Origin of the sequence: Streptomyces sp. NPDC056480, from assembly GCF_042795405.1 — a bacterium.
In the GTDB taxonomy this organism is placed as follows: Bacteria; Actinomycetota; Actinomycetes; order Streptomycetales; family Streptomycetaceae; genus Streptomyces.
On sequence record NZ_JBHTSA010000128.1, the window covers coordinates 1 to 22,370 of the forward strand.

The window sequence follows — 22,370 nt, forward strand, 5'->3', positions numbered from 1 at the left end:
GGCCCGGGGCGGTGTCGCCCCGGGCCTCCGGCCGTTTCCTCCGTCACACCCGGACGCTCGCTAGAGCAGTTCCTTGAGACGCTCCGCGAGGAGGTCCCAGCGCCATCTCTCCTCGACCCAGGCGCGGCCCCGCTCGCCCATGCGGGCACGGAGCTCGGGGTCGAGGAGGAGGGTGGTGACGCGGTCGGCGGTGTCCTCGGCGGACTCGCCGCGGACGACCCAGCCGGTCTCGCCGTCGAGGACGGCGTCGGGGGCGCCGCCCGAGTCGCCCGCGACGACGGGGAGGCCGGTCGCGGAGGCCTCCAGGTAGACGATGCCGAGGCCCTCGACGTCGAGGCCGCCGCGCCGGGTGCGGCAGGGCATGGCGAAGACGTCGCCCGCGCCGTAGTGGGCGGGCAGCTCCGACCAGGGGACGGCGCCGGTGAAGCGTACGGATCCGGCCACCCCGGTCTCGGCGGCGAGACGGTGCAGATCCTTCTCGTACGGGCCGCCGCCGACGATCAGGAGGACCGCATCCGGCACCCGGCGCAGGATCTGCGGCATGGCCCTGATCAGGGTGTCCTGGCCCTTGCGCGGGACGAGCCGGGAGACGCAGACGACCACGGGGCGGTCGCTGAGCCCGAGGCGGGCGCGGACCTCGGCGCCGCCCGAGTCGGGGTGGAAGGTCTTCTCGTCGACGCCCGGCGGAAGCTGCCTCATGCGGCCCGCTGCGGCGGGCGTGAGGGCGGCCGCGATCCGGGAGCGGGTGTACTCCCCGAGGTAGGTGAGGGTGTCCGTGCCCTCGCCGATCCGCCGGAGCAGCTGCCGGGAGGCGGGCAGCTGGGCCCAGCCGGCCTCGTGCCCGTGCGTGGTGGCGACAAGTCGCCGTGCGCCGGCCTTGCGCAGCGCGGGGGCCATCAGACCGAGGGGCGCGGCCGCGCCGAACCACACGGACTCGCAGCCGTGCTCGCGCAGGAGGGCGGTGGCCCGGGCGGTGACCCGAGGTGTGGGCAACAGCATGGTGGTGCGATCCCGGACGACCGTGAAAGGCTGTTCGGCGTCGAACGCGGCCGTCGCCTCGATCCCTTCGCGGCTGCGCTTCCAGGTGGAGGCGTACACCACGATCTGGTCGGGATCCAGGCGGAGGGCCATGTTGTGCAGGAAGGCCTGGATTCCGCCCGGACGCGGCGGGAAGTCGTTGGTTACGATCAGGGTCTTGTGCATCGTGGCCGACAGTACCGCGAGCACACCCACCGCCCAGCACCACCATCCCCCGCGGCAGCGGGCCGACAGGACAAGGACAGGACAGGTATGACGGGGGCAGTGGGCATCGGGTCACGCGCGCGTCTCCGCCTCCCGCTCGGCCTCTGGGGCCTGACCCGGATCATCCTCCTGCTGTGCGTGTTCAGGGTCGTGGTGGTGCCCGGCCCGGACGCGACGGCCGAGGTCGGGGAGATCTACCAGGGCTGGTTCGACGTCCTGCGGACCGGCGAGTACCCGCGGGACGACGTGACCTGGCAGTACCCGCCGGCCGCCGCCCTCGCGATCCTCTCCCCCGTGCTGTTGCCCTTCCTCGGCTACGCGACGGCCTTCTTCGTCCTGGCGCTCCTGTGTGACGCCTTCGTCATGGGCCTCCTCCTGCACACCGGGCGCCGTGCAGGCCGGTCGATGCGGGGCGCGTGGCTCTGGCTGGCCGCGGTGCCCCTGCTCGGCCCCACCGCGTACGCCCGCTACGACGTCATGGTGACGGCCGTCGCCGTCGCCGCCCTGCTGGCCGTCAGCCGCGAACCGCGCGTCCTCGGGGTGCTCGCCGGTTTCGGCGCCGTCCTCAAGGTGTGGCCCGCGCTGCTGCTCGTGGGCACCCCGAAGGGCGGGGCGACCTGGCGTTCCTGGCCGGTGGCGGCGGGCGCGGCGGGTGCGGTGCTGCTGCTCTGCGTGGCCTGGATGCCGGGGTCGCTGGCCTTCCTCTCGTACCAGAGCGAGCGGGGTACGGAGGTCGAGTCGCTGGGGGCGATGGTGTTCCACGTGGCCCGGCACTTCGGCTGGGAGGGCGAGGCCCGGATGAACTACGGCTCGATGGAGTTCCTCGGCCCGTACGTCTCGTGGGTGTCGTCTGGTGCGATGGTGCTGACGGTCGCCGCGTTCGGATGGCTGGCGCTGTGGCGGTTCAAGGCGCGCCGGTTCTCCTCGTCGACGACGGCGGACGCGGCCTTCGTCGCCGTCCTGCTCTTCACCGTGACGAGCCGGGTGATCTCACCGCAGTACATGATCTGGCTGTTCGGCCTCGCCGCGGTCTGTCTCGCCTACCGCTCGACCGGCATGCGGCGCCCCGCGCATCTGGTGCTGTGGGCGACGGCCGTGACGCAGTTCGAGTACCCCGTGTGGTTCTCCCATGTGACGCAGAGCGATCTCCTGGGCATCGCCGTGCTGTTCCTGCGCAACGGTCTGCTGGTGGTCGCCACCGTCGCCGCCTGCCGCGCCCTGTGGCGGGACACGGTGACCGAGGCCGGGGTCGTGCGCATCCCGGGGCAGACGCGCCGGCCCGAGCGGGAAAGGGTTCTGGCCGGTTCGGCCTGAGCGGTAGTGGCCCGAACACCGATACGCACGGGTGCTACCCTGGGGCACCTTTGCCTTCCCGTTAGGTTCTTCTGCTGACATGAACAACTCGATTCTCTCGGTCGACACACTTCAGCGGCACGGGAAGAGTGGCGAAGGGGCCGCTGCGGAGGATGCACCGAAAGCCCCGGCAGGTATATCGGGGAAGTCGCTCCTCCTGGTTTCGGGCGCTTTCTTCCTCATTTATCTCCTCCTGTCGGCACGGCGCCACGCGGCGAACCTCACAACCGGGTACGACCTGGGCATCTTCACCCAGATCGTGAGGTCCTACTCGGAGTTCTCCGCCCCGTACTCCGATCTCAAGGGACCCGCCTACAACACACTCGGGGATCATTTCCATCCGATCCTCGCGCTCCTCGCACCGATCTACAAGGTATTCCCTTCGAGCTATACGCTGCTCGTCTGCCAGGCAGCCCTCGTCGCATTCTCCATAGTTCCCCTGATGAAGTGGGCGGACAAAGTCAGGGGGCGGAACTTCGCCTTCTGGATCGGAATTTCCTACGGCGCTTCCTGGGGAATTGCCGCACTGATCTATTTCGACTTCCACGAAGTCTCCTTCGCGGTGCCGCTCCTGTCCCTCTCGCTCTGCGCCGCCGGTCGGAAGAACTGGCGCGCGGCCGCCCTCTGGGCCCTGCCGCTGGTGCTGGTCAAGGAGGACCTGGGGCTCACGGTCGCCGCGATCGGCGCCTATGTGGCGTGGAAGGGGCCGCGGATGACGGGGCTCGCCGTCGCCGCGTTCGGGGCCGGCGCGACGGCGCTCGAGATGCTGGTGATCCTTCCGTACTTCAATCCCCTCGGGCAGTTCGCCTACCTGCCGCCCGAGACCGCCGAAGAGGTCGGCATGCTGGCGCAGGCCGCCGGAGCCCTCTGGCCTCCGGTCAAGTGGCTGACGCTCTTCATGATCGTCGCCCCGACCGGCTTCCTGGCCCTGCGGTCGCCGATCCTGCTCGTCGCGCTGCCCACGCTGGCCTGGCGCTTCACGGGATCGAACCCCTTCTACTGGGGCATGGAGTTCCACTACAGCGCGGTCCTCATGCCCATCGCCTTCGCCGCCGCCGTCCACGCGGTCGCGAACGGCGTGACCGCGCGGAGGGTCATGCCCGCCTGCGTCGTCGGCGCGGTGGCCACGAGCGTCACGCTCTTCACCCATCCCCTGCACGAGATCGTCCTGCCACGGACCTGGAGCGACTCCGCCTACGTCAGGACCTCGGACGAGCTGCTCGGGAAGATCCCCGACGGCGCGACCGTGGCCGCCTCGAACCGCCTGGCCGCCCAGCTCGCCGACCGGGCCTCCGTCAGCGAGGTGTGCCTGTTCCCCCGCTCCTTCCCTCCGAAGGAGCGGCCCGAGTGGCTGATCTACGACGTCGCCGACAACTCCGACCCGGAGTGCCCGACCGGCAAGGCCCTGGAGTCGGCCGACCCGGGCGTCCCCGGGTACCGGGTCGTCGAGGCACGGGACGGCATCACCCTGCTCAGGCTGGCCGGCGACGAGAAGAGTCCCCGGTAGACGGTCCGCGGGACGGCGCGTACCGGATCATCCCCATGGGCCGTCGGCTTCCGCCGGCGGCCGATGCGCGTGTGACGAGTCCGCCCGGCCGGGCCGCTCGGGGGCGGCGCCGAGCACGCGGCGGTACAGCAGGCCGAGGGCCGCGCACTGGGCCGCTGTCGCCAGGGCCATGGCCAGGCAGATGCCGGGCGGTCCCAGCCCCGAGAGACCGAGGGCGAGGGGCAGCTGGACGAGGACGCCCGCGAGCGTGATCCGGGCGAGGTACGGGCTCCCGCCGGTGCCCTCGAAGACGCCCGCGAGCGCGATGAACCCGCCCGTCAGCAGCAGATGGGGGCCGAGGCAGCGCAGGAAGAGGGCGCCCGCCTCCGCCACCTCGGGTTCGGCGCCGAAGATCCGCATGACGGGCCCGGCGCCGAGGAACAGCAGCACGGCGGCACCCGCGCCGAGGGCGCTCCCGAGCAGCAGGGCCTGGCGCCCGACGGCACGGCGCTCGTCGAGGCCGGCGCCGGGCCGTGGCGCGTGCCCGGGTTCCCGTTCCCGGGCGGTCCCCCGCTCCACCCCCCGCGCCCTCCCGAGCAGATGCGCGCTGTGGATGGCGGCGGCCTGCCGGACGGCGTAGAACGCCATGGTCGCGACGTACATGGCCTTGGTGGCGATGCCGTAGGCGGCGATCTCCGTGACGCCGAGCCGGGCCACGACGGAGACGAGCGCGAGCGCACCCGCCATCCGGACCGCGAAGTCGACGCCCATGGGGAGACCGGTTCCGGCGGTACGGCGCAGGGCGGCCGCGGTCCGCTCGGCCGGGCGGACCGCGCGGGCGGCCCTGACCAGCGGGTGGCGACGGAGGACGAGCAGCCCGGCGGCGAGCGCGACGGCCCGGCCGGTGACGGTGGCGAGGGCGGCGCCCCGCACCCCGTAGGCCTGGATGAGCAGCGGGTCGAGGACCAGGATCAGCCCGTTGGCGAGGAAGGCGAGCCGCATGGGGGTGCGGGTGTCGCCCGCGCCCTTGAGGATGCCGTCGAGGACGTTGACGGCGAAGAAGACGGCGGTGCCGGGGAGCGAGACGGCGAAGTAGGCGGTGGCCAGGGCGTGGGCGGGGTGGTCCTGGCCGCCGAGCAGCAGGGCGGCGAGCGGTTCGCGCAGCAGGTACCCGCCGACGGCCACGGGGGGCACGAGCAGGGCGCCGAGTGCGGCCCCGCCGCGGACGGCGGCGCGGACGGCGGCCGGGTCGTCGGCGCCCCGGGCCCGGGCGACGAGCACGGTGGTGCCGGAGCCCGCCACGAGGGCGACGCCGAGCAGCAGGTTCTCGACGTTGGTGGCGACCGCGACGGCGGCGACGTCGTCCCCGCCGAGCCGGGCGACCCAGATGACGTTGATGACGCCTGCGGCCACCCCTGCGAGGAGTTCGAGGTAGACCGGGGCGGCGAGCCGGACGAGCGTACGGCGGTGCGCGGACAAGGGCGACATCCCCCTCTTTTCGATGTACCTCGATTCGAGGCACATCGAAAAGAGGTAGCATGGCGCCCGGTCCGACGACAAGAGCGGACGACGCGCACGAAGGAGGCCGCCCGGTGCTGGAGCTGTCGATCCTGGGCTTCCTGTACGAGAAGCCCCTGCACGGCTACGAGCTGAAGGAGCGCATCCACGGCCTCAGCGGCCATGTGCGACCCGTCAGCGACGGCGCCCTCTACCCGGCGATCACCCGCCTGGTGAAGAACGGCCTGGTGGACAGCCGCACGGAACCGGGCGCGAGCGCGGCCCCGCGACGGACCCTCTCCCTCACCGCCGACGGGCGCAGGGAGCTGCTCGCCCGGCTGCGCGCCCCCAAGGACGCCGAGATCACCGACGGCCAGCGCTTCTTCACGCTGCTCTCCTTCCTCGGCCACCTGCCCGACCCGGCGGACCAGGCGGCCGTGCTGCGCCGCCGTCAGGAGTTCCTGAACACCCCGGCCAGCTTCTTCTACGAGGACGGGACCCCGGTCGTCGCCGAGCGGGAGCCGGACCTCTTCCGCCGGGGCATGCTGCGGATCGCCCGCGCGACGGGCACGGCCGAGAAGGCCTGGCTGACGGAGGCCCTGGCCGAACTCGAGGGCCGGGAGCCCCCGACCGGCCCCTGACTCCACCGGACAGGCGCTGCCGCCCGATCCGCGCGGCCCTGCCGCCCGGTCCTGCCGCCCGATCCGCCCGGTCCTGGGGGCAGGCCGGGCAGGCCCTACCCCAGCCGCTTCCCCAGGTACTCCCGCCAATCGGCGGTGAACTCCTCCGGAGTCGTGTCGAGCACCTCCTGGAGGGCCTTCTCCACGGCGCCCTCCCGGCCCGGGTGCGCGCCCACCGCCCGGTAGAAGTCGGTCAGCTTCGACTCTCCCCAGCGGTCAGCGATCAGCTCGCAGGCGAGCCAGCCGCCCTCGTACGCCCTGGCCAGCGCCTCCGCGTCGCCGCCGAAGGAGAAGTCGGGGTCCTCCGGGAGCCGCGCGGGCAGCTCACCCGCGAGGACCGCCCGGCGCAGTTCGGGGGCCGCCTGGGCCGCGGTGCGGTCGGCGTCCCGGTAGGCGACCCAGTCGGCGAAGCCCTCGGAGAGCCAGACCGGGGTCGACGGGGTGGTGGCGGCGCGGGTGGCGACGTGGACGGTCTCGTGGGTGAGGACGAGCTGCCGGCCGAACTCCCCGAGGACCCCGTACGCCTCCGGGTTCACGATCACCCGGTCCGCGGGGGCGTCCGCGCCGCCCCGGGTCTCCCCCGTGGTGACGGCGGCGATGCCCCGGTAGGAGCTGCCCGGCGCCCCGAGGAGCTCGCCCATCCCCTCCAGCGATCCGGGGACGAGGACCACCACGTCCCGGGCCCACTCGCCGGGCCAGGCGGCGGAGACGACGGGAACGGCCCGGTCCGCCGCCGCGGCGATCTCCCGGAGCCGCTCGGGCTTCTGGCCGACGCCGAGGACGAGCGAGCGGGCGCCCCGCACGGTCGCCACGTCGCCCTGCTCCCAGAGGTGCCGGGGCGCGCCCTGCGCCGGACGGTCACCGGTCACGTACCAGCGTCCGTCCCGCTCGGTCAGGTCGATGACCCGGGCACCGGTGACGGGCCGCCTGTCGTGGCCGGCGAGCCGGTAGCCGAGGTCGGCGCGGGCGGTGACGCGGTCGGGGGCCGTGCGGTCGACCCCGGTGAGCCGGTAGGTCCAGCCGTCGACGGGCACCGTCGCGAGCCGCCGGAAGACGGTGAGGGCGGTCGGGGCGTACGAGGGGTCGACGGCGGCGAGGTAGCCGGGCCGGTCGCGGTCGAGCAGCGCCCTGGCATGCCGGTCGAGAAGCCCCTGTATCTCCCGGGTGGCAGTGTCGGCGGGCTGGTCGGCGCGCGCACCGCAGCCGACGAGCCCCACGAGCACCAGTAGCAGGGCCGTCAGGCAGGCCGTCGCCGGCCTCCGCGCTCCACACCCCTGACCTGCCACGCCTCCGATCGTACGGTCGGACCGGCGGCAACCGCTTCCGGTACGGCCCCGAACCCGGTCCGGGCCCGTACCGGAAGCGGGCTCCGGCCGGGGCCGGACCCGGCCGACACCCTCCTCCGACCCGAGCGGGCCCCGGCCGACGTCCCCTGCGGGCCCGAGCCGTACCCGGCCGACTCCTCTGCGGGCCCGGGCCGGATCCGGCTCAGACCCGGGTCACCGTCACGTGCGACATCATGTTCACCGGGTCGTAGCGGACCCGCGCGCCCGGATAGGGGGCGTGGATGACCTGGCCGTTGCCGGCGTAGATCCCCACATGGCTGGCGTCGCCGCGGTACGTGACGAGGTCACCGGGCTGCGCCTGCGAGAGCGGCACCTGCCGGCCCGCGTACCGCTGCGCGGAGGAGGTCCGCGGCAGGCTGATCCCGGCCCTCCCGTACGACCAGACCATGAGGCCCGAGCAGTCGAAGGCGGAGGGTCCGGTCGCCCCCCACACGTACGGCTTGCCGACCGCGCTGCGGGCGGCGATCACCGCGGCGGCGGCCCGTGAGGAGCCCGGGGCGGCCTCGGGCATCGGCGGCAGCTCCTCCGCCGCGCGTCCGCCGGAGCGGGAGGCCCGGTCGAAGTCGGCGCGCTCCTCGACGGTGAGGCCGGCGAGGACGCGGCGGGCCTCGGCGAGCTTGCCCTCGACGACGCGCTTGTGGCGGGCGACCTCGGCCCGGCTGCGCTCCAGCTCGACCAGGGCCGTCCGGGCCTCGGACCGCTTCTGGCCCAGCCGGCGCTGCTCCCGGCGGAGCTCGGCGAGCGCGGCCCCCTGACGGGCGGTGATCCGGTCGAGCGCGGAGGCCCGGTCGAGGTAGGTGTCCGGGTCGGAGGAGAGCAGCAGGGCGAGGGCGGGGTCGATGCCGCCGGAGCGGTACTGGGCGCCGGCGACCGAACCGAGCGCGCCCCGCATGTGGTTGATGCGCTCCTGGCCCCGGGCGAGGCTGTCCTGGGCCTGGGAGACCGTCCGGCGCAGCGCGTCCGTCTTCTCGTCCGCCCGGTTGTAGCCCTCGGTGGCCTTCTCGGCCTCCTCGAAGAGGCGGTCCACCGTGGCACGGGTGGCCGCGGCCCCGGCACCGGGTTCGGCGCTCGCGGGGACGGCCCCGAGGGTCGCCGCGGCGGTGGCCGCGGCGGCGGTGAGGACGGTGACCCTGGCGGGTCGGCGGTGGGACGCCACGGATCGCGCTCCGTTCGGCTCGACGCTGACTGGCGCGGCAGACAGTAGCCGCTGATCACTCCGCGTCCAACGAAGGCACCGGGCACACAAAGTGACGCCCCGCCGGAGATCACAGGTCACCGGCGGGGCGTCAGGTCAGCTCGCGTCGCGGCGAACCACCCGATTGGGCGGTACGGCTGCGCGGGTCGCGTCGCGGCGGGTCAGCCGGCGATGCGGACACCGAACTGGAAGGAGCCCATGGTGTTCATGGACTCGTAGCGGACGTTGACGCCCGAGTACGGGGCGTGCAGGACCGTGTTGTTGCCCGCGTACAGACCCACGTGCGACAGGCCGTTGAAGAAGACCAGGTCGCCCGGCTTGAGCTGGCTGCGGCCGATCTTCGTGCCGTCGTTCTGCTGGGTGTACGTGGTGCGGGTGAGGTTGACGCCTGCCTTGCCGTAGGCCCACTGGGTCAGACCGGAGCAGTCGAACGAGTTGGGGCCCTCGTGGCCGGAGGCGTACGGCATGCCGATGCGGGTGGCGGCGGCGCTGAGCGCGGCGGCGCCGAAGCCGGACGCGGGGGCCTCGTTGCCGAGGTCGATCCGCTCGCCGGCGGCGCGGCTGGCGCGCTGGGCCTGCTCCTGCTCCTTCTGCCGCATCTTGGCCCGCTCGGCCTCGGTCAGCGTGTTGAGGAGCTTGCGGGCCTCGGCCAGCTTGCCCTGGAACTTCTTCTTCTTCTCGCCGAGCGTCTTGCGGACGTCCTGGAGGTCCTCGAGCTTCGTGGTGGCCTCGGCGCGCTGCTGCGCGAGGCTGCGCTGCTTGGCCTGGATCGAGGTGAGGACGTCGGCCTGCTGGGCGCTCAGCTGGTCGATCGCGGACGCCTTGTCGAGGTAGGTGTCCGGGTCGGCGGAGAGGAAGAGCTGGAGCGCCGGGTCGATGCCGCCGGAGCGGTACTGGGCGCTGGCGACCGAACCGATCTGGTCGCGCAGGGTGTTGAGCTCCTGCTGACCGCGGGCCACCTTGTCCTGGAGGTTGCCGATCTCCTGCTGCAGCTTCTCGCGGCGCTCCTCGGCGAGGTTGTACTGCTCCGTGGCCTCCTCGGCCTCGTGGTGCAGCTTGTCGACCTTCGACTTGACCTCGTCGATCTTGGGCTTGGCGGGGGCCGCCTGGGCGCCCGTCTGGGCGGTGAGCGCTACGGCGGCGGCCGCGGTCGCGGTGAGTACGGTCACGCGCATGCGGCTCGGCTGCTTGGGTCGACGGTGGGACGCCACGAAGGCGAGCTCCTTCTTCCTCAGAGCCGCCCAACCGGTAAGGGGCAGGCGGTTCCTCCGCCGCCACCCCGGATGGGTGATCAACCGCGCGAAGGTTCGAGCCCCGACCCTAGTGACCAACTTGTGATCAGTTCAAATCCCACTGGCAAAAATATCGCTCAGCGACCACTTAATTTACACGCACCACACAGGCAGTGATGGGCACTTGACGGTCCGCCCTCCAGAATTCGGGCATACGACACAACAGTTGCGATGTGTGCCGATGCATCAGGAGAGCCGCGAAAGCCGCTTCAGCAACAGGGCGGACGCCACCGGGCGCGCCCCGGCCTTCGCCACCCCGTCGGCCACCTCGCGGTCGGTGGAGACCACCACGACCGGCCGGCCCGGCGGCTCGGCCCGTACCAGCTGACGGATCAACTCGTCGGCGGTCACCCCGGGCTTCGAGAACAGCACCCGCACCCCGCGCGGCGGCGCGAGGAGCACCGGGGCCGCCAGCTCCGCCCCGTCGAAGACACAGGTGACCTCGGCGCCCGAGCGGGCCGCGAGGGCCGACAGGCTGCCGAGCAGCCGCAGCCGCTGCTTCTCCAACGGCATCGTGGGGTAGCCGGTCTTGGTGACGTTGTAGCCGTCGACGACCAGATGGGCCTGCGGCAGCGCGAGGAGCTGGTCGAGCAGTGCCGGGTCGGTCTCCGAGAGCGCCCGCGCCGCGATGTCCTTCGGGGACATCCGCCCCGGCTCCACGGCGTCCACGGTGTCCGCCGGATGCACCGACACGGGAGGCAGGGCGAGTTCGCGGCGCAGCCCCTGGGCGGCGTCGAGCACGGTGTCGAGCAGCAGCCGCAGCCGCATGTCCTCCACCGAGCGCCCCTCACGGGCCGTCCTGCGGCTCGCCTCCAGGGCGGCCTCGACCTCGCCGAGCCGGGCCTTGACGCGCCGGCTCTCGCTCTCGGCGGACGACACCTGGGCGGCCGCCTCCGCCTTGGCCGCGTCGATCTCGCCCTGGACGCGGCGCAGCGCCGCCTCGCCGCGCTTCACATCGCTCTGGGCGCTGCGCAGCTTGCGGTGAAGCGATTCCGCTTCCTTCCGGGCCGCCTCCAGGTCGTGGCGCAGCTGCTCGGTCTCGCCGCGCGAGCGGTCCCGGGCGGCGGCGAGTTCCTCGCGCAGCCGCTCCAGCTCGCGCCGGCCCGCCTCGTCGGCCCGCTCGGCGTCGACGCGCAGGGCCTCCTCGCCCGCGGCCGCCACCAGCTTGACCCAGCCCGGCGGACGCAGCACATAGGCCGCGGCCGCCACGTCGACGGGGTCGGCCGCGGCCGGCGGGGTGCCGGTCTCGACGGCTCCGGCCAGCTCGGGCTGACCCTGCTTGAAGCGCTCGCCGATCCGCTGCCGGAACAGCGGGTCGCTCTCCAGGGCCGCCGCCATGGCGTTCCCGGCGAACTTGGCGCGCCGGCTCGCGGTGAACCGGGCGTACTGCCTCAGGGGTGCGGGCAGCTCCGCGACGGTCAGCCCGCCGAAGGCGTCGGCGACCAGCGCGACGACCCGCCGCCGTACGCCTTCCGGCAGTGGGTGGTCGAGCGTCTCGGCAGCGTCACCTGCCGCGCCGGCCGGCTCTCCACCGTGCGCGGGCTGCTCCACGATCCGTCACCCCTATGTCGTCCGCGCCGTCCCTCAGGAGGCGGCGCCCGGCCTGTCCACCAGTTCGATCTGATCCACCGCGTTGCACCAGCGACAGCGGACCGACTCGATGGTCTCACTGACCACCTGCCGCTCCTCGACCGTCGGGTCTCCCGCGAGGTCCAGATGGACGTACTCCACGACCTTGGAGGAGCGCGTCACGTCGAATCGGGTCAGATTGCCGCAGAGCGTGCAGCGCCACCGGGTGTCGGCGGTCGGCAGGGGAACCGTCGTCATCGTGCCGTCCTTCTTCCTGTTGCGTGGTACCAGGTGCGGGAGCCGCGGTGCGCCGTCGAACTGCGGTCGTACTGCCCGTTACCCTACGGCCTCGCCGGTATGCCGGGGCACGGCGAGGCACTCTGTCCACTTCGGCCCCGGTACGCCATGATCTGTCCATGATCGACTGGCGAGGTGCGGTCCGTGCTGTCCTGGGGTCCTGGCGGATCGCCCGCAGCGGCCCCACGGTGACGTACGGACTGATCGCCGCCTGCTGTGCGCTCTTCGTGATCGGCCCGGTCTCCGGGCTCAACCCGGCGTACGGCACGGGGGACGAGCTCCTCGCGGCGCAGGGCGAGTACTTCCGGCGCTGGGGCGTCGTCCCCGCCGAGCTGATGAGCGGCGAACCCCGCGCCCTGCTCACCCCGCTGACCGCGCTCTTCGTCCACGGCAGCTGGCTCCACCTGCTGGGAAACATGCTGTTCCTGTACGTCTTCGGGGCGATGGCCGAGGAGCGCATGGGTCCCGTCGAGTTCGCCCTCTTCTACCTGGGCACGGGGTACCTCGCGCTGCTCGGGTACGCGGTGGCGCACGCGAACAGCGAGCAGACCCTGGTCGGGGCGTCCGGGGCGATCTCCGGGGTGCTCGGGGCCTTTCTCTTCCTCTTCCCGCGCTCCCGGGTCACCAGTCTCTTCCCGTTCCTCTTCTTCCTGCCGCTGCGCTTCCCCGCCTGGATCGTGCTGATCTTCTGGTTCGTGCTCCAGTGGCTGGCGGCACAGGCGGCGGGCGCCGGTCCCGGCGTCGCCTACCTGGCCCATGTGGTGGGCTTCTCCGTCGGCTTCCTCTACGCCTGGGGGCGCTACCGGGGTGGGGATAGAGTGAAAGCCCCAACCGCGGCGACCGAGGGAGAAAGCCAGCCGTGATCACCGCGATCGTGCTCATCAAGACCAGCGTGGACCGCATCCCCGAGATCGCCGAGTCGATCGCCGGGCTCGACAGCGTCAGCGAGGTCTTCTCGGTCACCGGCACCTACGACCTCATCGCCATGGTCCGCGTGCCCCGTCACGACGACCTGGCGGACGTCATCCCCGGCAGCATCAGCAAGATCCCGGGCGTCGAGGCCACGGACACGCACGTCGCCTTCCGTACGTACTCCCAGCACGATCTGGAGGCGGCCTTCGCCATCGGTCTGGAGTCCTGAGACCTCGTTCACGGCATGGCTGAAGGGGGCCTCCCGCTCGGGAGGCCCCCTTCACCCGTACGAGTGAGTGATCAGCCGCGGTCGGGGACGCAGCGGCCGTCCTCGGTACGGTACTTCCACTGCGCGCCGTCGCGGACGAGCTCCTTCACGGCGCCGACGAACCGCTCCACGTGCTCGTCCGGCGTACCGGCGCCGAAGCTCACCCGGATGGCGTTGAGCGACCTCTCCCCCGGGGCCGCCTCGGGGGCGCCGCACTCGCCCGGGTCCTGCGGGTCGCTGCCGAGCAGCGTGCGGACCAGCGGGTGGGCGCAGAAGAGGCCGTCGCGGACGCCGATGCCGTACTCGGCGGAGAGCGCGGCGGCGAAGTGGGAGCTGTTCCAGCCCTCCACGACGAAGGAGATGACGCCGACGCGCGGCGCGTCGTCGCCGAACAGCGAGAGCACCTTGACCTCGGGGACCTCGGCGAGCCCCTCCCGGACCTTGGCGATCAGGTGCCGCTCGCGCGCGACGAGGGTGTCGAAGCCGGCCTCGGTGAGCGCCTTGCAGGCGGAGGCGATGGAGTACACGCCGATGACGTTCGGGGAACCGGCCTCGTGCCGGGCCGCGGTGGTGTGCCACTCCACGTCCACACCGCCGTCGGCCCGACGGGCCACCTTGCGGGAGGCGCCGCCGCCCGCGAGGTAGGGCTCGGAGTCCCGCAGCCAGTCGGCGCGGCCCGCGAGGACGCCGGAGCCGAAGGGCGCGTACAGCTTGTGCCCGGAGAAGGCGATCCAGTCCACGTCGAGCTCCTGGACGGAGACCGGGTGGTGCGGCGCGAGCTGGGCGGCGTCGAGCACGATCCGGGCGCCGTGGGCGTGCGCGGCGGCGGCGAGTTCCTTCACCGGCCACAGCTCACCGGTGACGTTGGAGGCGCCGGTGACGCAGACGAGGGCGGGACCGTAGGGGTCGCGGTCGGCGAGCGCGCGCTCCAGGGTGGCGACGGCCTGCTCCGGGGTGCGCGGCGCGTTGAGGTAGGTGACGCGGGCGTCCCTCCAGGGCAGCAGCGAGGCGTGGTGCTCGGTCTCGAAGACGAAGACCTGGCAGTCGGCCGGGAGCGTGGCGGCGAGCAGGTTGAGCGAGTCGGTGGTGGAGCGGGTGAAGACGACCTGGTCGCCGGGGCGGCAGTCGAGGAACTCGGCGACCGTGACGCGGCTGTTCTCGAAGAGGTCGGTGGAGAGCTGGGAGAGGTACCCGGCGCCGCGGTGGACGCTGCCGTAGTAGGGGGCGTACGCGGCGACGTCGTCCCACACCCGCTGGAGGGCCGGCGCGCTGGCCGCGTAGTCGAGCGCCGCGTAGGTCACCTCGCCGCCGGTGACGAGCGGGACGGTGACGTCCCGGCCGAGCACGGGCAGCGGGGCGGCGCAGCAGGGATCGGCGGACTCGGCGGCGGTCTCGGCGGAAGCGGTCTCGACGAGGGCGGCGGTCTCGGCGGTGGCGACGGCGGCGTCAGGGCGTGCGGACATGGCGGTATCTCCCGGCGGGCGGTGCGGAATGGCTTCGGTGATCCCGTACGCGGCCGGAGACGGCGGGGTACGGGTGAGATGCCTCGGAAGAACACGGGTGCACAGGTGCACGGAGAGACTCAGGGGTACACGGGGTACGCGGAAGTGACCCTGATCCGATGATCCGAGGGTGAAGAAGGGGCGTACTCGCCCTATCGCATTCGCTTGCTCACGGAAAAAGCTCCTCGAGAGACCAGGACCCCTGGTGTTCGAGGGGTCCGCGCTTGCCGTAGACCTCGCTGCCTACGGCCTGGTCATCACCCGGGGCACCCCGCCACGGACGGAGGGTTGCCGGACAGCAAGCCGGGGCCAAAACGCTGTCACTCGTGACCTGTAGAGCATCCTGCCACATGATCGCCGAAGCGCAAGACCCCGGTCCGCATGCTGGACCGGGGTCGGGGGCGTACGACGCGCGCGGGGTCAGGCGTTGCTGGCGGCGACCCAGCGCTCCAGGGCCCGGCGGGCCTCGCCGGAGTCGATGGCCTCCGCGGCCCTCTCCATGCCGGCGCGGATCTGCTCCGCCAGGGTGCCCTCCCCCGGCGCGAGCGCGGTGAGCGCCGCCGCGGAGTTGAGCAGCACCGCGTCCCGTACCGGACCGGTCTCCCCCGCGAGCAGCCGGCGGGCCACATCTGCGTTGTAGGAGGCGTCCGCGCCGCGCAGCGCCTCCACGGGGACGAGGTCGATGCCGACGTCCCGGGGGTCGAAGGCCTCCTCCCGCACCGCGCCGTCGCGGACCACCCAGACCCGCGAGGTGGCGGTGGTGGTCAGCTCGTCGAGGCCGTCGTCGCCGCGGAAGACGAGCGCGGAGGAGCCGCGCTCGGCGAGCACCCCGGCGACGATGGGAGCCACCCGGGCGTCGGCGACACCGGTCGCCTGGGACCGGACGCGGGCCGGATTGGTGAGCGGACCGAGGAAGTTGAAGACGGTCCGGATGCCGAGCTCCTTGCGGGCCATCGCCACGTGGCGCAGCGCCGGGTGGAACTTCACGGCGAAGCAGAAGGTGATCCCGGCCTCCTCGGCGACCTCGACGACCCGCTTCGGGGTCAGGTCGAGGTTGACGCCGAGCTTCTCCAGGACGTCGGAGGCGCCGGAGGCGGAGGACGCGGCCCGGTTGCCGTGCTTGACGACCTTGGCGCCGGTGCCGGCCACGACGATCGCCGACATGGTGGAGATGTTGACGGTCTTGGCGCCGTCGCCGCCGGTACCGACGATGTCGACGGTGGCGCCGGGCACCTCGATCGTGTTCGCGTGCTCGTACATGGTGCGGACGAGGCCGGTGATCTCCTCGACGGTCTCGCCCTTGGCGCGCAGGGCCACGACGAAGCCGGCGATCTGGGCGTCGGTGGCCTCGCCGCGCAGGATCCGGTCCATGGCCCAGGCGGTGTCCTCCGCGCTCTGGTCGCGGCCGGACAGCAGACCGTCCAGGACGACGGGCCAGGAGCGGCCCGCCGACGTAGGTCCTCCAGCGGGGGTCGCAGCGCTCATGGCAGCTCCTGGTCAGTCCGTAACGGCTAGGGCTCCACCCTATCGACCCCCGGGGACGGCAAAGAGCCCCGTCCATCGAATGGACGGGGCTCTCACCGTGGCGACTTGTCGAAAGTCAGGAAGTCAGGTGATCAGTGGTGGCCGTGGCCGCTCTGGATCTCCTTGTACTCCTCGACGGTGGGCTTGGCGATCTGGCTGTCGTCGCCGTAGTAGCCCTTGTTGAGCTTGACCCGGAGCTTCTCCATGCGCCCGATCTTGCGCTCCACACCGTTCTCGTCGACGGCCGGCGGGAGCGCCGCCGCGTCGTACTGCTCGTGAGCGGTGAGGCGGTGCAGCTCGCCCTGGCTGAGCGGCTCGTGGATCTCGACGAACTCACCGTGCGGCAGGCGCTTGATGATGCCGGACTCGCGACCGTGCAGCACCTTGTCCTTGTCGCGGCGCTGGAGGCCGAGGCAGATCCGCTTGGTGACGACGAACGCGATGACCGGGCCGACGAAGAAGAAGATCCGCACGAACCAGGTGATCGAGTTCAGCGACAGGTGGAAGTGGGTCGCCCAGAGGTCGTTTCCACCACCCACGAGCATGATCATGTACGCGGTGATCCAGGCGACACCGAAGCCGGTGCGCGTCGGAGCGTTGCGCGGGCGCTGCGCGATGTGGTGCTCGCGCTTGTCGCCGGTGATCCACGACTCGATGAACGGGTAGACCGCGATCGCCGCGAGGACCGCCGGGAAGATCGCCAGCGGGATCATCACGCCCAGGACGAGCGTGTGGCCCCAGAGGTTGATCTCCCAGCCCGGCATGACACGGATCAGACCCTCGGCGAAGCCCATGTACCAGTCGGGCTGGGCGCCGGTGGACACCTGGTCCGGGCGGTACGGGCCGAGGGCCCAGATCGGGTTGATCGAGGCGATCGCCGCGATGACCGCGATGACACCGAAGACCAGGAAGAAGAAGCCTCCGGCCTTGGCCATGTAGACCGGCAGCAGCGGCATGCCCACGACGTTCTTGTTCGTGCGGCCGGGGCCGGCGAACTGCGTGTGCTTGTGGAAGAACACCAGGATGAGGTGGGCCACCACGAGGCCGAGCATGATGCCGGGCAGCAGCAGGACGTGGGCCGAGTAGAACCGGGCCACGAAGTCGCCGCCGGGGAACTCCCCGCCGAACAGGAACATCGACAGGTACGTGCCGATGACCGGGACGGACAGGATCGCGCCCTGCATGAAGCGGACACCGGTGCCGGAGAGCAGGTCGTCCGGGAGCGAGTAACCGGTGAAGCCGGTGAACATGCCCAGGAAGAACAGCAGGAAGCCGAACAGCCAGTTGATCTCACGCGGCTTGCGGAACGCGCCCGTGAAGAACACGCGCATCATGTGCACGAACATGCCGGCGAGGAAGATCAGCGCCGCCCAGTGGTGGATCTGCCGGATGAGCAGACCACCGCGGACCTCGAACGAGATGTGCATCGTCGAGTTGAACGCCTCGGACATCAGCTGTCCCTGGAGCGGGACGTACGGTCCGACGTACTCCACCTCGTTCATCGACGGGTGGAAGAACATCGTCAGATAGACGCCCGTCAGGATGATGATGAGGAAGCTGTAGAGGCAGATCTCACCCAGCATGAAGGACCAGTGGTCCGGGAAGATCTTCCGCATGTTGGACTTGGCCAGGGTGTAGATCCCCAGGCGTCCGTCGGCCCAGTCGGCGACCCGCTCACCTGCGGGTGCCTTCTTCGTATCGGTCACGGTGCTCATCCGCGCTCCCAGAAGGACGGACCGACGGGCTCGTCGAAGTCGCCGAGCGCCTCCAGGAAGCCCTTGTCGTTCACGCCGATCCGCAGCTGCGGGAGGGCGTGACCGGCCGGGCCGAAGATGACGCGGGCGCCGTCGGAGAGGTCGAAGGTGGACTGGTGGCACGGGCAGAGGACGTGGTGCGTCTGCTGCTCGTACAGGGAGATCGGGCAGCCCACGTGGGTGCAGATCTTCGAGAACGCGACGATGCCCTCGTGCGACCACTCGAGCTCGCGCTTGTCCTTGATGTCCTCCGGCTGGATCCGGACGATCATCAGGGCGGCCTTGGCGATCTCCACCTGGAAGTGGTGGTCGTGCTCCGAGAGGCCCTCGGGCATCGCGAAGGTCAGCGAACCGACCGCGACGTCCTCGGGACGCAGCGGCTCGTGCGTGTTCATGTTGATGAGCTGAAGACCCTTGGCCCACATCGTGGTCCGGAGCTTCTTCTCGGGCAGCGGGCCCATGTCACGCAGCAGCACGATGCCGGAGAGCGGAACGAGCGACAGCGCGCCGAACATCGTGTTGCGGATGAGCTTGCGACGGCCCATGCCCGACTCGGCGGCACCGGCCGCGAAGTCCGACATGACCTTCGCCTTGGTCTCGGCGTCGGCCGCGATCGGGTGACGCTCGTCCGCGATCTCGACGTCGGACATCAGGGTGCGGGCCCAGTGGACCGCGCCCGCGCCGATGAAGAAGAGCGCGAGACCCAGGGTCCAGCCCAGTGCGAAGTTGAGCGCGGACACCCGGCCGAAGGGCCAGATGTACACGATCTTGTCGACCGGGAAGATCACGTACGAGGCGATGAAGCCGATCGTGGCCAGCATCGACAGCGTGAACATGAACGCCACCGCGCGCTCGGACCGACGCGCGGCCCGCTCGTCGATGTCCTGGATGCGGGGCTTGTGGGGCGGAAGGCCCGGGTCGGCGAACGGGTCGTCGGCGACCTTCACCGCGCCGTGCGCGGTGTCCTGCCCTGCCGGCAGGTTCTCTTCTGGAATCTCTTGGCTACTCATGACTTCTTGGCCTTAGCGGTGTGGGCCGCGACCCAGATGGCAACTGCGATCAGCGCACCCAGGCCGAAGACCCAGGCGAACAGGCCCTCGGAGACGGGGCCGAGGCCACCGAGCGAGAGACCGCCCGGGCTGTCGGCCTTGTCGCCGTTGACGGCCTGGACGTACGCGATGATGTCCTTCTTCTCCTTCTCCGGCATGGTCGTGTCCGGGAAGGAGGGCATGTTCTGCGGGCCGGTCTGCATGGCCTCGTAGAGGTGCTTCGGGCTCACGCCTTCGAGGTTCGGGGCGTACTTGCCGTAGGTCAGCGCGCCACCCTCACCGGTGAAGTTGTGGCACTGGGCACAGTTGGTGCGGAACAGCTCGCCACCCTTGGCGATGTCGGCACCGTCAGGGCTGTACTGGCTTTCGGTCGGCGTGATCGGGCCGGCACCGAGAGAGGCGACGTACGCCGCGAGCTGATCGATCTCAGCCTGCGAGTAGATGACCTTCTTCTTCGGGACCTGGGCGCCCGGCTGCTGGGCCGGCATGCGACCCGTGCCGACCTGGAAGTCGACTGCGGCCGAACCGACGCCTACGAGGGACGGGCCGTCAGTGGTGCCCTGACCGCCGGTTCCGTGGCAGCTGGCGCAGCCGACGGAGTAGAGCTTCTTGCCCTCCTCGATGGCGAGGGACTGGGCGGTTTCATCGGCCTTCGCCGTGCCCGCGGGCGCGAACGCGGCGTACAGCCCCCCAGTGGCCGCCAGCGCGAGAAGTAGGACGACGACCGCCGCCAGCGGATGGCGTCGTCGTGCGGAGAGCTTTTTCACGGATTACCCCGGTGTCAGGATCTTCTGCGTCGATGCTTGCTGGATGTCTCGGTCCGCCGTGTCGGCGGCGCCGACTACTTGATCATGTAGATCGTGGCGAAGAGGCCGATCCAGACGACATCGACGAAGTGCCAGTAGTAGGACACGACGATGGCGGCGGTTGCCTGCTCGTGAGTGAACCTCTTGGCGGCGTACGTCCGGCCGAGGACCAGCAGGAAGGCGATGAGACCGCCCGTCACGTGCAGGCCGTGGAAGCCGGTGGTCAGGTAGAACACGGAGCCGTACGGGTCCGACGAGAGCGAGAGGCCCTCGTGCTTCACCAGCTCGGTGTACTCGAAGACCTGCCCGCCGATGAAGATCGAACCCATCACGAACGTGATGATGAACCACGACCGGAGCTTCTTCACGTCGCCCCGCTCCGCGGCGAAGACGCCGAGCTGGCAGGTGAGTGAGGAGAGCACCAGGATCGTGGTGTTGGTGGCCGAGAACGGGAAGTTCAAGGCATCTGCCTTTTCCGCCCAGTACTCGGCACCCATCACCGATCGAAGGGTGAAGTACATCGCGAAGAGGGCCGCGAAGAACATCAGCTCGGAGCTCAACCAGATGATGGTTCCGACGCTGGTGAGGTTCGGTCGATTGACCGACGGGTGCGCGTGCCCTGTTTCTACTGTCGTTACTGTCGCCACGACCGACATTATGTCGGTCGCTTATCCCGCCCTCACTCCGGGGGGTGCCGTTCGGAGTGTCAGAGGGGTGTGTCCAGCCCGAACGGCCCAGTGCGCGGGCCCCCGGGCACCCTTCGAACAGGTGTTGAACGGGTGTTGACGGGGTGTGGACCGGAGTAGCATCCGCGCATCGGTCGACGACGACCCACCCGCCTTCCCAGCCGGAGGAACGATGCAGTCGAGTGCCACGGTCCTGGTCTACAGCGACGACGCGAACACCCGCGAGCAGGTACGGCTGGCGGCCGGGCGCAGGCCCGCGTCGGACGTCCCCCCGGTGGAGTACGTGGAGTGCGCGACGCTGCCGGCGGTGCTGAAGCGCCTGGACGAGGGCGGCATCGACGTGTGCGTCCTGGACGGCGAGGCGGTGCCCGCGGGCGGCATGGGCGTCTGCCGGCAGATCAAGGACGAGGTCTTCCACTGCCCGCCGGTGCTGCTGCTCATCGGCCGCCCGCAGGACGCCTGGCTGGCCACCTGGAGCCGCGCGGACGCCGCGGTCACCCTTCCGGTGGAACCGGTCGAGTTCGCGGCGTCCCTGGCCTCCCTGATCCGCTCGCGCCTGTCGATCGACGCCTGAGCTGATCAGATCGAGGGCCTGAGGCGGGCCTTCTCCGTGGGGGCCACCGGGTTGCCGGCGGCCTCCACCAGGGCGCTGCCCTCACGCCACTTGGCCCACGTCAGGTTCCAGTCGCCGAAGCCGTTGCCGAAGGTGTCCATCGTGTCGCCGTAGCTGTTGACGACGCGGACGATGTCGCCGGGGCGGACGGTCTCGTAGAACCAGGCCGCGTTCCCCGTCGACATGCCGACACAGCCGTGGCTGACGTTCGCCACGCCCTGCGAGCCGACCGACCAGGGCGCGGCGTGGACGTACTCACCGCTCCAGGTGACCCGGGTGGCGTAGTAGACCGGCAGGTCGTACGACTCCGAGCTGCCCTCGGCGATGCCGATGCTGGTGCCCCGCATCCGGACGTAGTACTCCTTGCCGAGCACCACTTTGATGCCGTTTCGGGTGGAGAAGCCCGGCTTGCCGGTGGTCACCGGAATGGTATTGATCACTTCTCCGTTGCGCCGCACGGTCATGTAGTGCGACCCGGCGTCCGCGACGGCCTCGATCCGGTCGCCGATCGTGAGCTTCAGCGGCTTGGACGCGCCGCCGTAGAGCTTGTCGCCGACCTTCAGGCCGTCCAGGTTGCCTGTGACCGTGACGCTCGCGCCGGCCGGCCAGTACTCCTTCGGGCGGAAGTGCAGCTTCTTGTCGTCCACCCAGTACCAGGTGCCCTCGACGGCCGGCGTGGAGCGGACCTTGAGCGCCCGTTCGACGACGGCGCGGGCCTTGCGGTCCTTGACGGGGAGGCTGAGGTCGGCCGTGATGGGCTGTCCGACGCCGTACGTGCCCGCCTCCGGGCCGAAGGTCGCGGTCAGCGCCCGTTTGGCCGTGGCCGTCTCGAAGGAGAACGTACGGGCGCCTGGGGCGCCGTCCTCGTCCTCGGTGGAGACGCGGACCGTGTAGCGGGCGCCGGCCGCCAGGGCGGCCGTGGAGCGCCAGCGCTGCCCGTCCGCGGTGAGTTCGCCCGCCAGGTGGCGGCCGGAGGCGTCGACGGCGGTGACGTCGGTGATCCTGCCGTCCTCGCCCTTGGCGGTGATCTCCAGGGGCTTCTCGGGATCCGCCTTGGCGCCGTCCGAGGGGGCGCTGACCGCGAGCTGGTCCGCCGCGTCATACGCCCTCGCCGACAGCGGGTGGCCGTCGGAGCCCCCGCACGCCGAGGCGGCTGCGGTGACGGTGACGGCCAGAAGAGTGCAACTCAGAACAGTCCGAATGCGCGGCGTGTCGTTCATGACTTCACGCTAAGGACAATCCTCGCTCCCAGCGCGTCGAGTGCTGCAAAAGAGGGGCCCGGACACTTCGGTGACGAAG

20 protein-coding genes and 1 riboswitch are annotated in these 22,370 nt (G+C 71.2%); of the genes, 6 read left to right on the top strand and 14 right to left on the bottom strand.

What is annotated here, in order from left to right; genetic code table 11:
* Window positions 1-60 precede the first annotated feature (60 nt).
* Complete coding sequence (locus ACFQ79_RS34370) at window positions 61-1,203, bottom strand: glycosyltransferase family 4 protein (protein WP_383590722.1); 1,143 nt, start codon at window positions 1,201-1,203, stop codon at window positions 61-63.
* An 87-nt stretch (window positions 1,204-1,290) separates the two neighbouring features.
* On the opposite strand from ACFQ79_RS34370, the gene ACFQ79_RS34375 reads away from it, so the two are divergent.
* Together ACFQ79_RS34375 and ACFQ79_RS34380 are read left to right on the top strand one after the other, a co-directional pair.
* Complete coding sequence (locus ACFQ79_RS34375) at window positions 1,291-2,556, top strand: glycosyltransferase 87 family protein (RefSeq protein WP_383590724.1); 1,266 nt, start codon at window positions 1,291-1,293, stop codon at window positions 2,554-2,556.
* A gap of 79 nt (window positions 2,557-2,635) precedes the next feature.
* Window positions 2,636-4,102, top strand: coding sequence for a DUF2079 domain-containing protein (locus ACFQ79_RS34380; protein WP_383590726.1), 1,467 nt, complete (start codon window positions 2,636-2,638; stop codon window positions 4,100-4,102).
* Window positions 4,103-4,129: 27 nt separating this feature from the next.
* Here ACFQ79_RS34380 and ACFQ79_RS34385 read toward each other — a convergent pair whose 3' ends face one another.
* Entirely contained in the window at window positions 4,130-5,560 is a 1,431-nt protein-coding gene (locus ACFQ79_RS34385; protein ID WP_383590728.1) for an MATE family efflux transporter, read from the bottom strand.
* A gap of 113 nt (window positions 5,561-5,673) precedes the next feature.
* Here ACFQ79_RS34385 and ACFQ79_RS34390 point away from each other — a divergent pair, with 113 nt between their 5' ends.
* On the top strand, window positions 5,674-6,219 hold the full coding sequence (locus ACFQ79_RS34390; protein WP_383590730.1) for a PadR family transcriptional regulator: 546 nt from the start codon (window positions 5,674-5,676) through the stop codon (window positions 6,217-6,219).
* 95 nt (window positions 6,220-6,314) lie between these two features.
* On the opposite strand, the gene ACFQ79_RS34395 is transcribed toward ACFQ79_RS34390, so the two are convergent.
* The 5 genes from ACFQ79_RS34395 to ACFQ79_RS34415 all read right to left on the bottom strand — a co-directional run bounded on the left by ACFQ79_RS34395 (window position 6,315) and on the right by ACFQ79_RS34415 (window position 11,918).
* Window positions 6,315-7,544, bottom strand: a complete 1,230-nt coding sequence (locus tag ACFQ79_RS34395) for a hypothetical protein (RefSeq protein ID WP_383590732.1) — start codon at window positions 7,542-7,544, stop codon at window positions 6,315-6,317.
* 202 nt (window positions 7,545-7,746) lie between these two features.
* A complete protein-coding gene (locus ACFQ79_RS34400) occupies window positions 7,747-8,760 on the bottom strand; it encodes an NlpC/P60 family protein (RefSeq protein WP_383590734.1) in 1,014 nt (337 codons plus the stop codon).
* 200 nt (window positions 8,761-8,960) lie between these two features.
* A complete protein-coding gene (locus ACFQ79_RS34405) occupies window positions 8,961-10,010 on the bottom strand; it encodes an NlpC/P60 family protein (protein WP_383590736.1) in 1,050 nt (349 codons plus the stop codon).
* A gap of 267 nt (window positions 10,011-10,277) precedes the next feature.
* Window positions 10,278-11,642, bottom strand: a complete 1,365-nt coding sequence (locus tag ACFQ79_RS34410) for an NYN domain-containing protein (protein WP_383590738.1) — start codon at window positions 11,640-11,642, stop codon at window positions 10,278-10,280.
* Window positions 11,643-11,675: 33 nt separating this feature from the next.
* Window positions 11,676-11,918 (bottom strand): hypothetical protein, encoded by a 243-nt coding sequence (locus ACFQ79_RS34415; RefSeq protein WP_030314394.1) that lies wholly within the window; start codon window positions 11,916-11,918, stop codon window positions 11,676-11,678.
* Window positions 11,919-12,076: 158 nt separating this feature from the next.
* Here ACFQ79_RS34415 and ACFQ79_RS34420 point away from each other — a divergent pair, with 158 nt between their 5' ends.
* Together ACFQ79_RS34420 and ACFQ79_RS34425 are read left to right on the top strand one after the other, a co-directional pair.
* Entirely contained in the window at window positions 12,077-12,820 is a 744-nt protein-coding gene (locus ACFQ79_RS34420; protein WP_383590740.1) for a rhomboid family intramembrane serine protease, read from the top strand.
* The gene (locus ACFQ79_RS34425; protein WP_015033007.1) at window positions 12,817-13,098 is read left to right on the top strand and encodes an Lrp/AsnC family transcriptional regulator; all 282 of its coding nucleotides are present in this window, start codon (window positions 12,817-12,819) and stop codon (window positions 13,096-13,098) included. Before ACFQ79_RS34420 ends, ACFQ79_RS34425 begins: the two co-directional genes overlap by 4 nt.
* Window positions 13,099-13,169: 71 nt before the next feature.
* On the opposite strand, the gene ACFQ79_RS34430 is transcribed toward ACFQ79_RS34425, so the two are convergent.
* The 6 genes from ACFQ79_RS34430 to ACFQ79_RS34455 form a co-directional block, all read right to left on the bottom strand.
* A complete protein-coding gene (locus ACFQ79_RS34430) occupies window positions 13,170-14,600 on the bottom strand; it encodes an aminotransferase class V-fold PLP-dependent enzyme (protein WP_383590742.1) in 1,431 nt (476 codons plus the stop codon).
* A 254-nt stretch (window positions 14,601-14,854) separates the two neighbouring features.
* Window positions 14,855-14,971: riboswitch (SAM riboswitch) on the bottom strand.
* 88 nt (window positions 14,972-15,059) lie between these two features.
* Window positions 15,060-16,124, bottom strand: coding sequence for an anthranilate phosphoribosyltransferase (gene trpD, locus ACFQ79_RS34435; protein WP_383590744.1), 1,065 nt, complete (start codon window positions 16,122-16,124; stop codon window positions 15,060-15,062).
* A 131-nt stretch (window positions 16,125-16,255) separates the two neighbouring features.
* Window positions 16,256-17,878, bottom strand: coding sequence for a cytochrome bc complex cytochrome b subunit (locus ACFQ79_RS34440; protein ID WP_383590746.1), 1,623 nt, complete (start codon window positions 17,876-17,878; stop codon window positions 16,256-16,258).
* A complete protein-coding gene (locus ACFQ79_RS34445; protein WP_383590748.1) occupies window positions 17,875-18,927 on the bottom strand; it encodes a Rieske 2Fe-2S domain-containing protein in 1,053 nt (350 codons plus the stop codon). The genes ACFQ79_RS34440 and ACFQ79_RS34445 overlap by 4 nt, the downstream gene beginning before the upstream one ends.
* Window positions 18,924-19,733, bottom strand: coding sequence for a c-type cytochrome (locus tag ACFQ79_RS34450; protein ID WP_055598824.1), 810 nt, complete (start codon window positions 19,731-19,733; stop codon window positions 18,924-18,926). Before ACFQ79_RS34450 ends, ACFQ79_RS34445 begins: the two co-directional genes overlap by 4 nt.
* Before the next feature lie 74 nt (window positions 19,734-19,807).
* On the bottom strand, window positions 19,808-20,428 hold the full coding sequence (locus ACFQ79_RS34455; protein ID WP_266965193.1) for a heme-copper oxidase subunit III: 621 nt from the start codon (window positions 20,426-20,428) through the stop codon (window positions 19,808-19,810).
* Between the two features lie 202 nt (window positions 20,429-20,630).
* Here ACFQ79_RS34455 and ACFQ79_RS34460 point away from each other — a divergent pair, with 202 nt between their 5' ends.
* Window positions 20,631-21,032, top strand: coding sequence for a hypothetical protein (locus ACFQ79_RS34460; protein ID WP_383590749.1), 402 nt, complete (start codon window positions 20,631-20,633; stop codon window positions 21,030-21,032).
* A 5-nt stretch (window positions 21,033-21,037) separates the two neighbouring features.
* Here ACFQ79_RS34460 and ACFQ79_RS34465 read toward each other — a convergent pair whose 3' ends face one another.
* Window positions 21,038-22,291: an Ig-like domain-containing protein gene (locus ACFQ79_RS34465; RefSeq protein ID WP_383590750.1), complete on the bottom strand. Its 1,254-nt coding sequence runs from the start codon at window positions 22,289-22,291 to the stop codon at window positions 21,038-21,040.
* Between the last annotated feature and the right edge of the window lie 79 nt (window positions 22,292-22,370).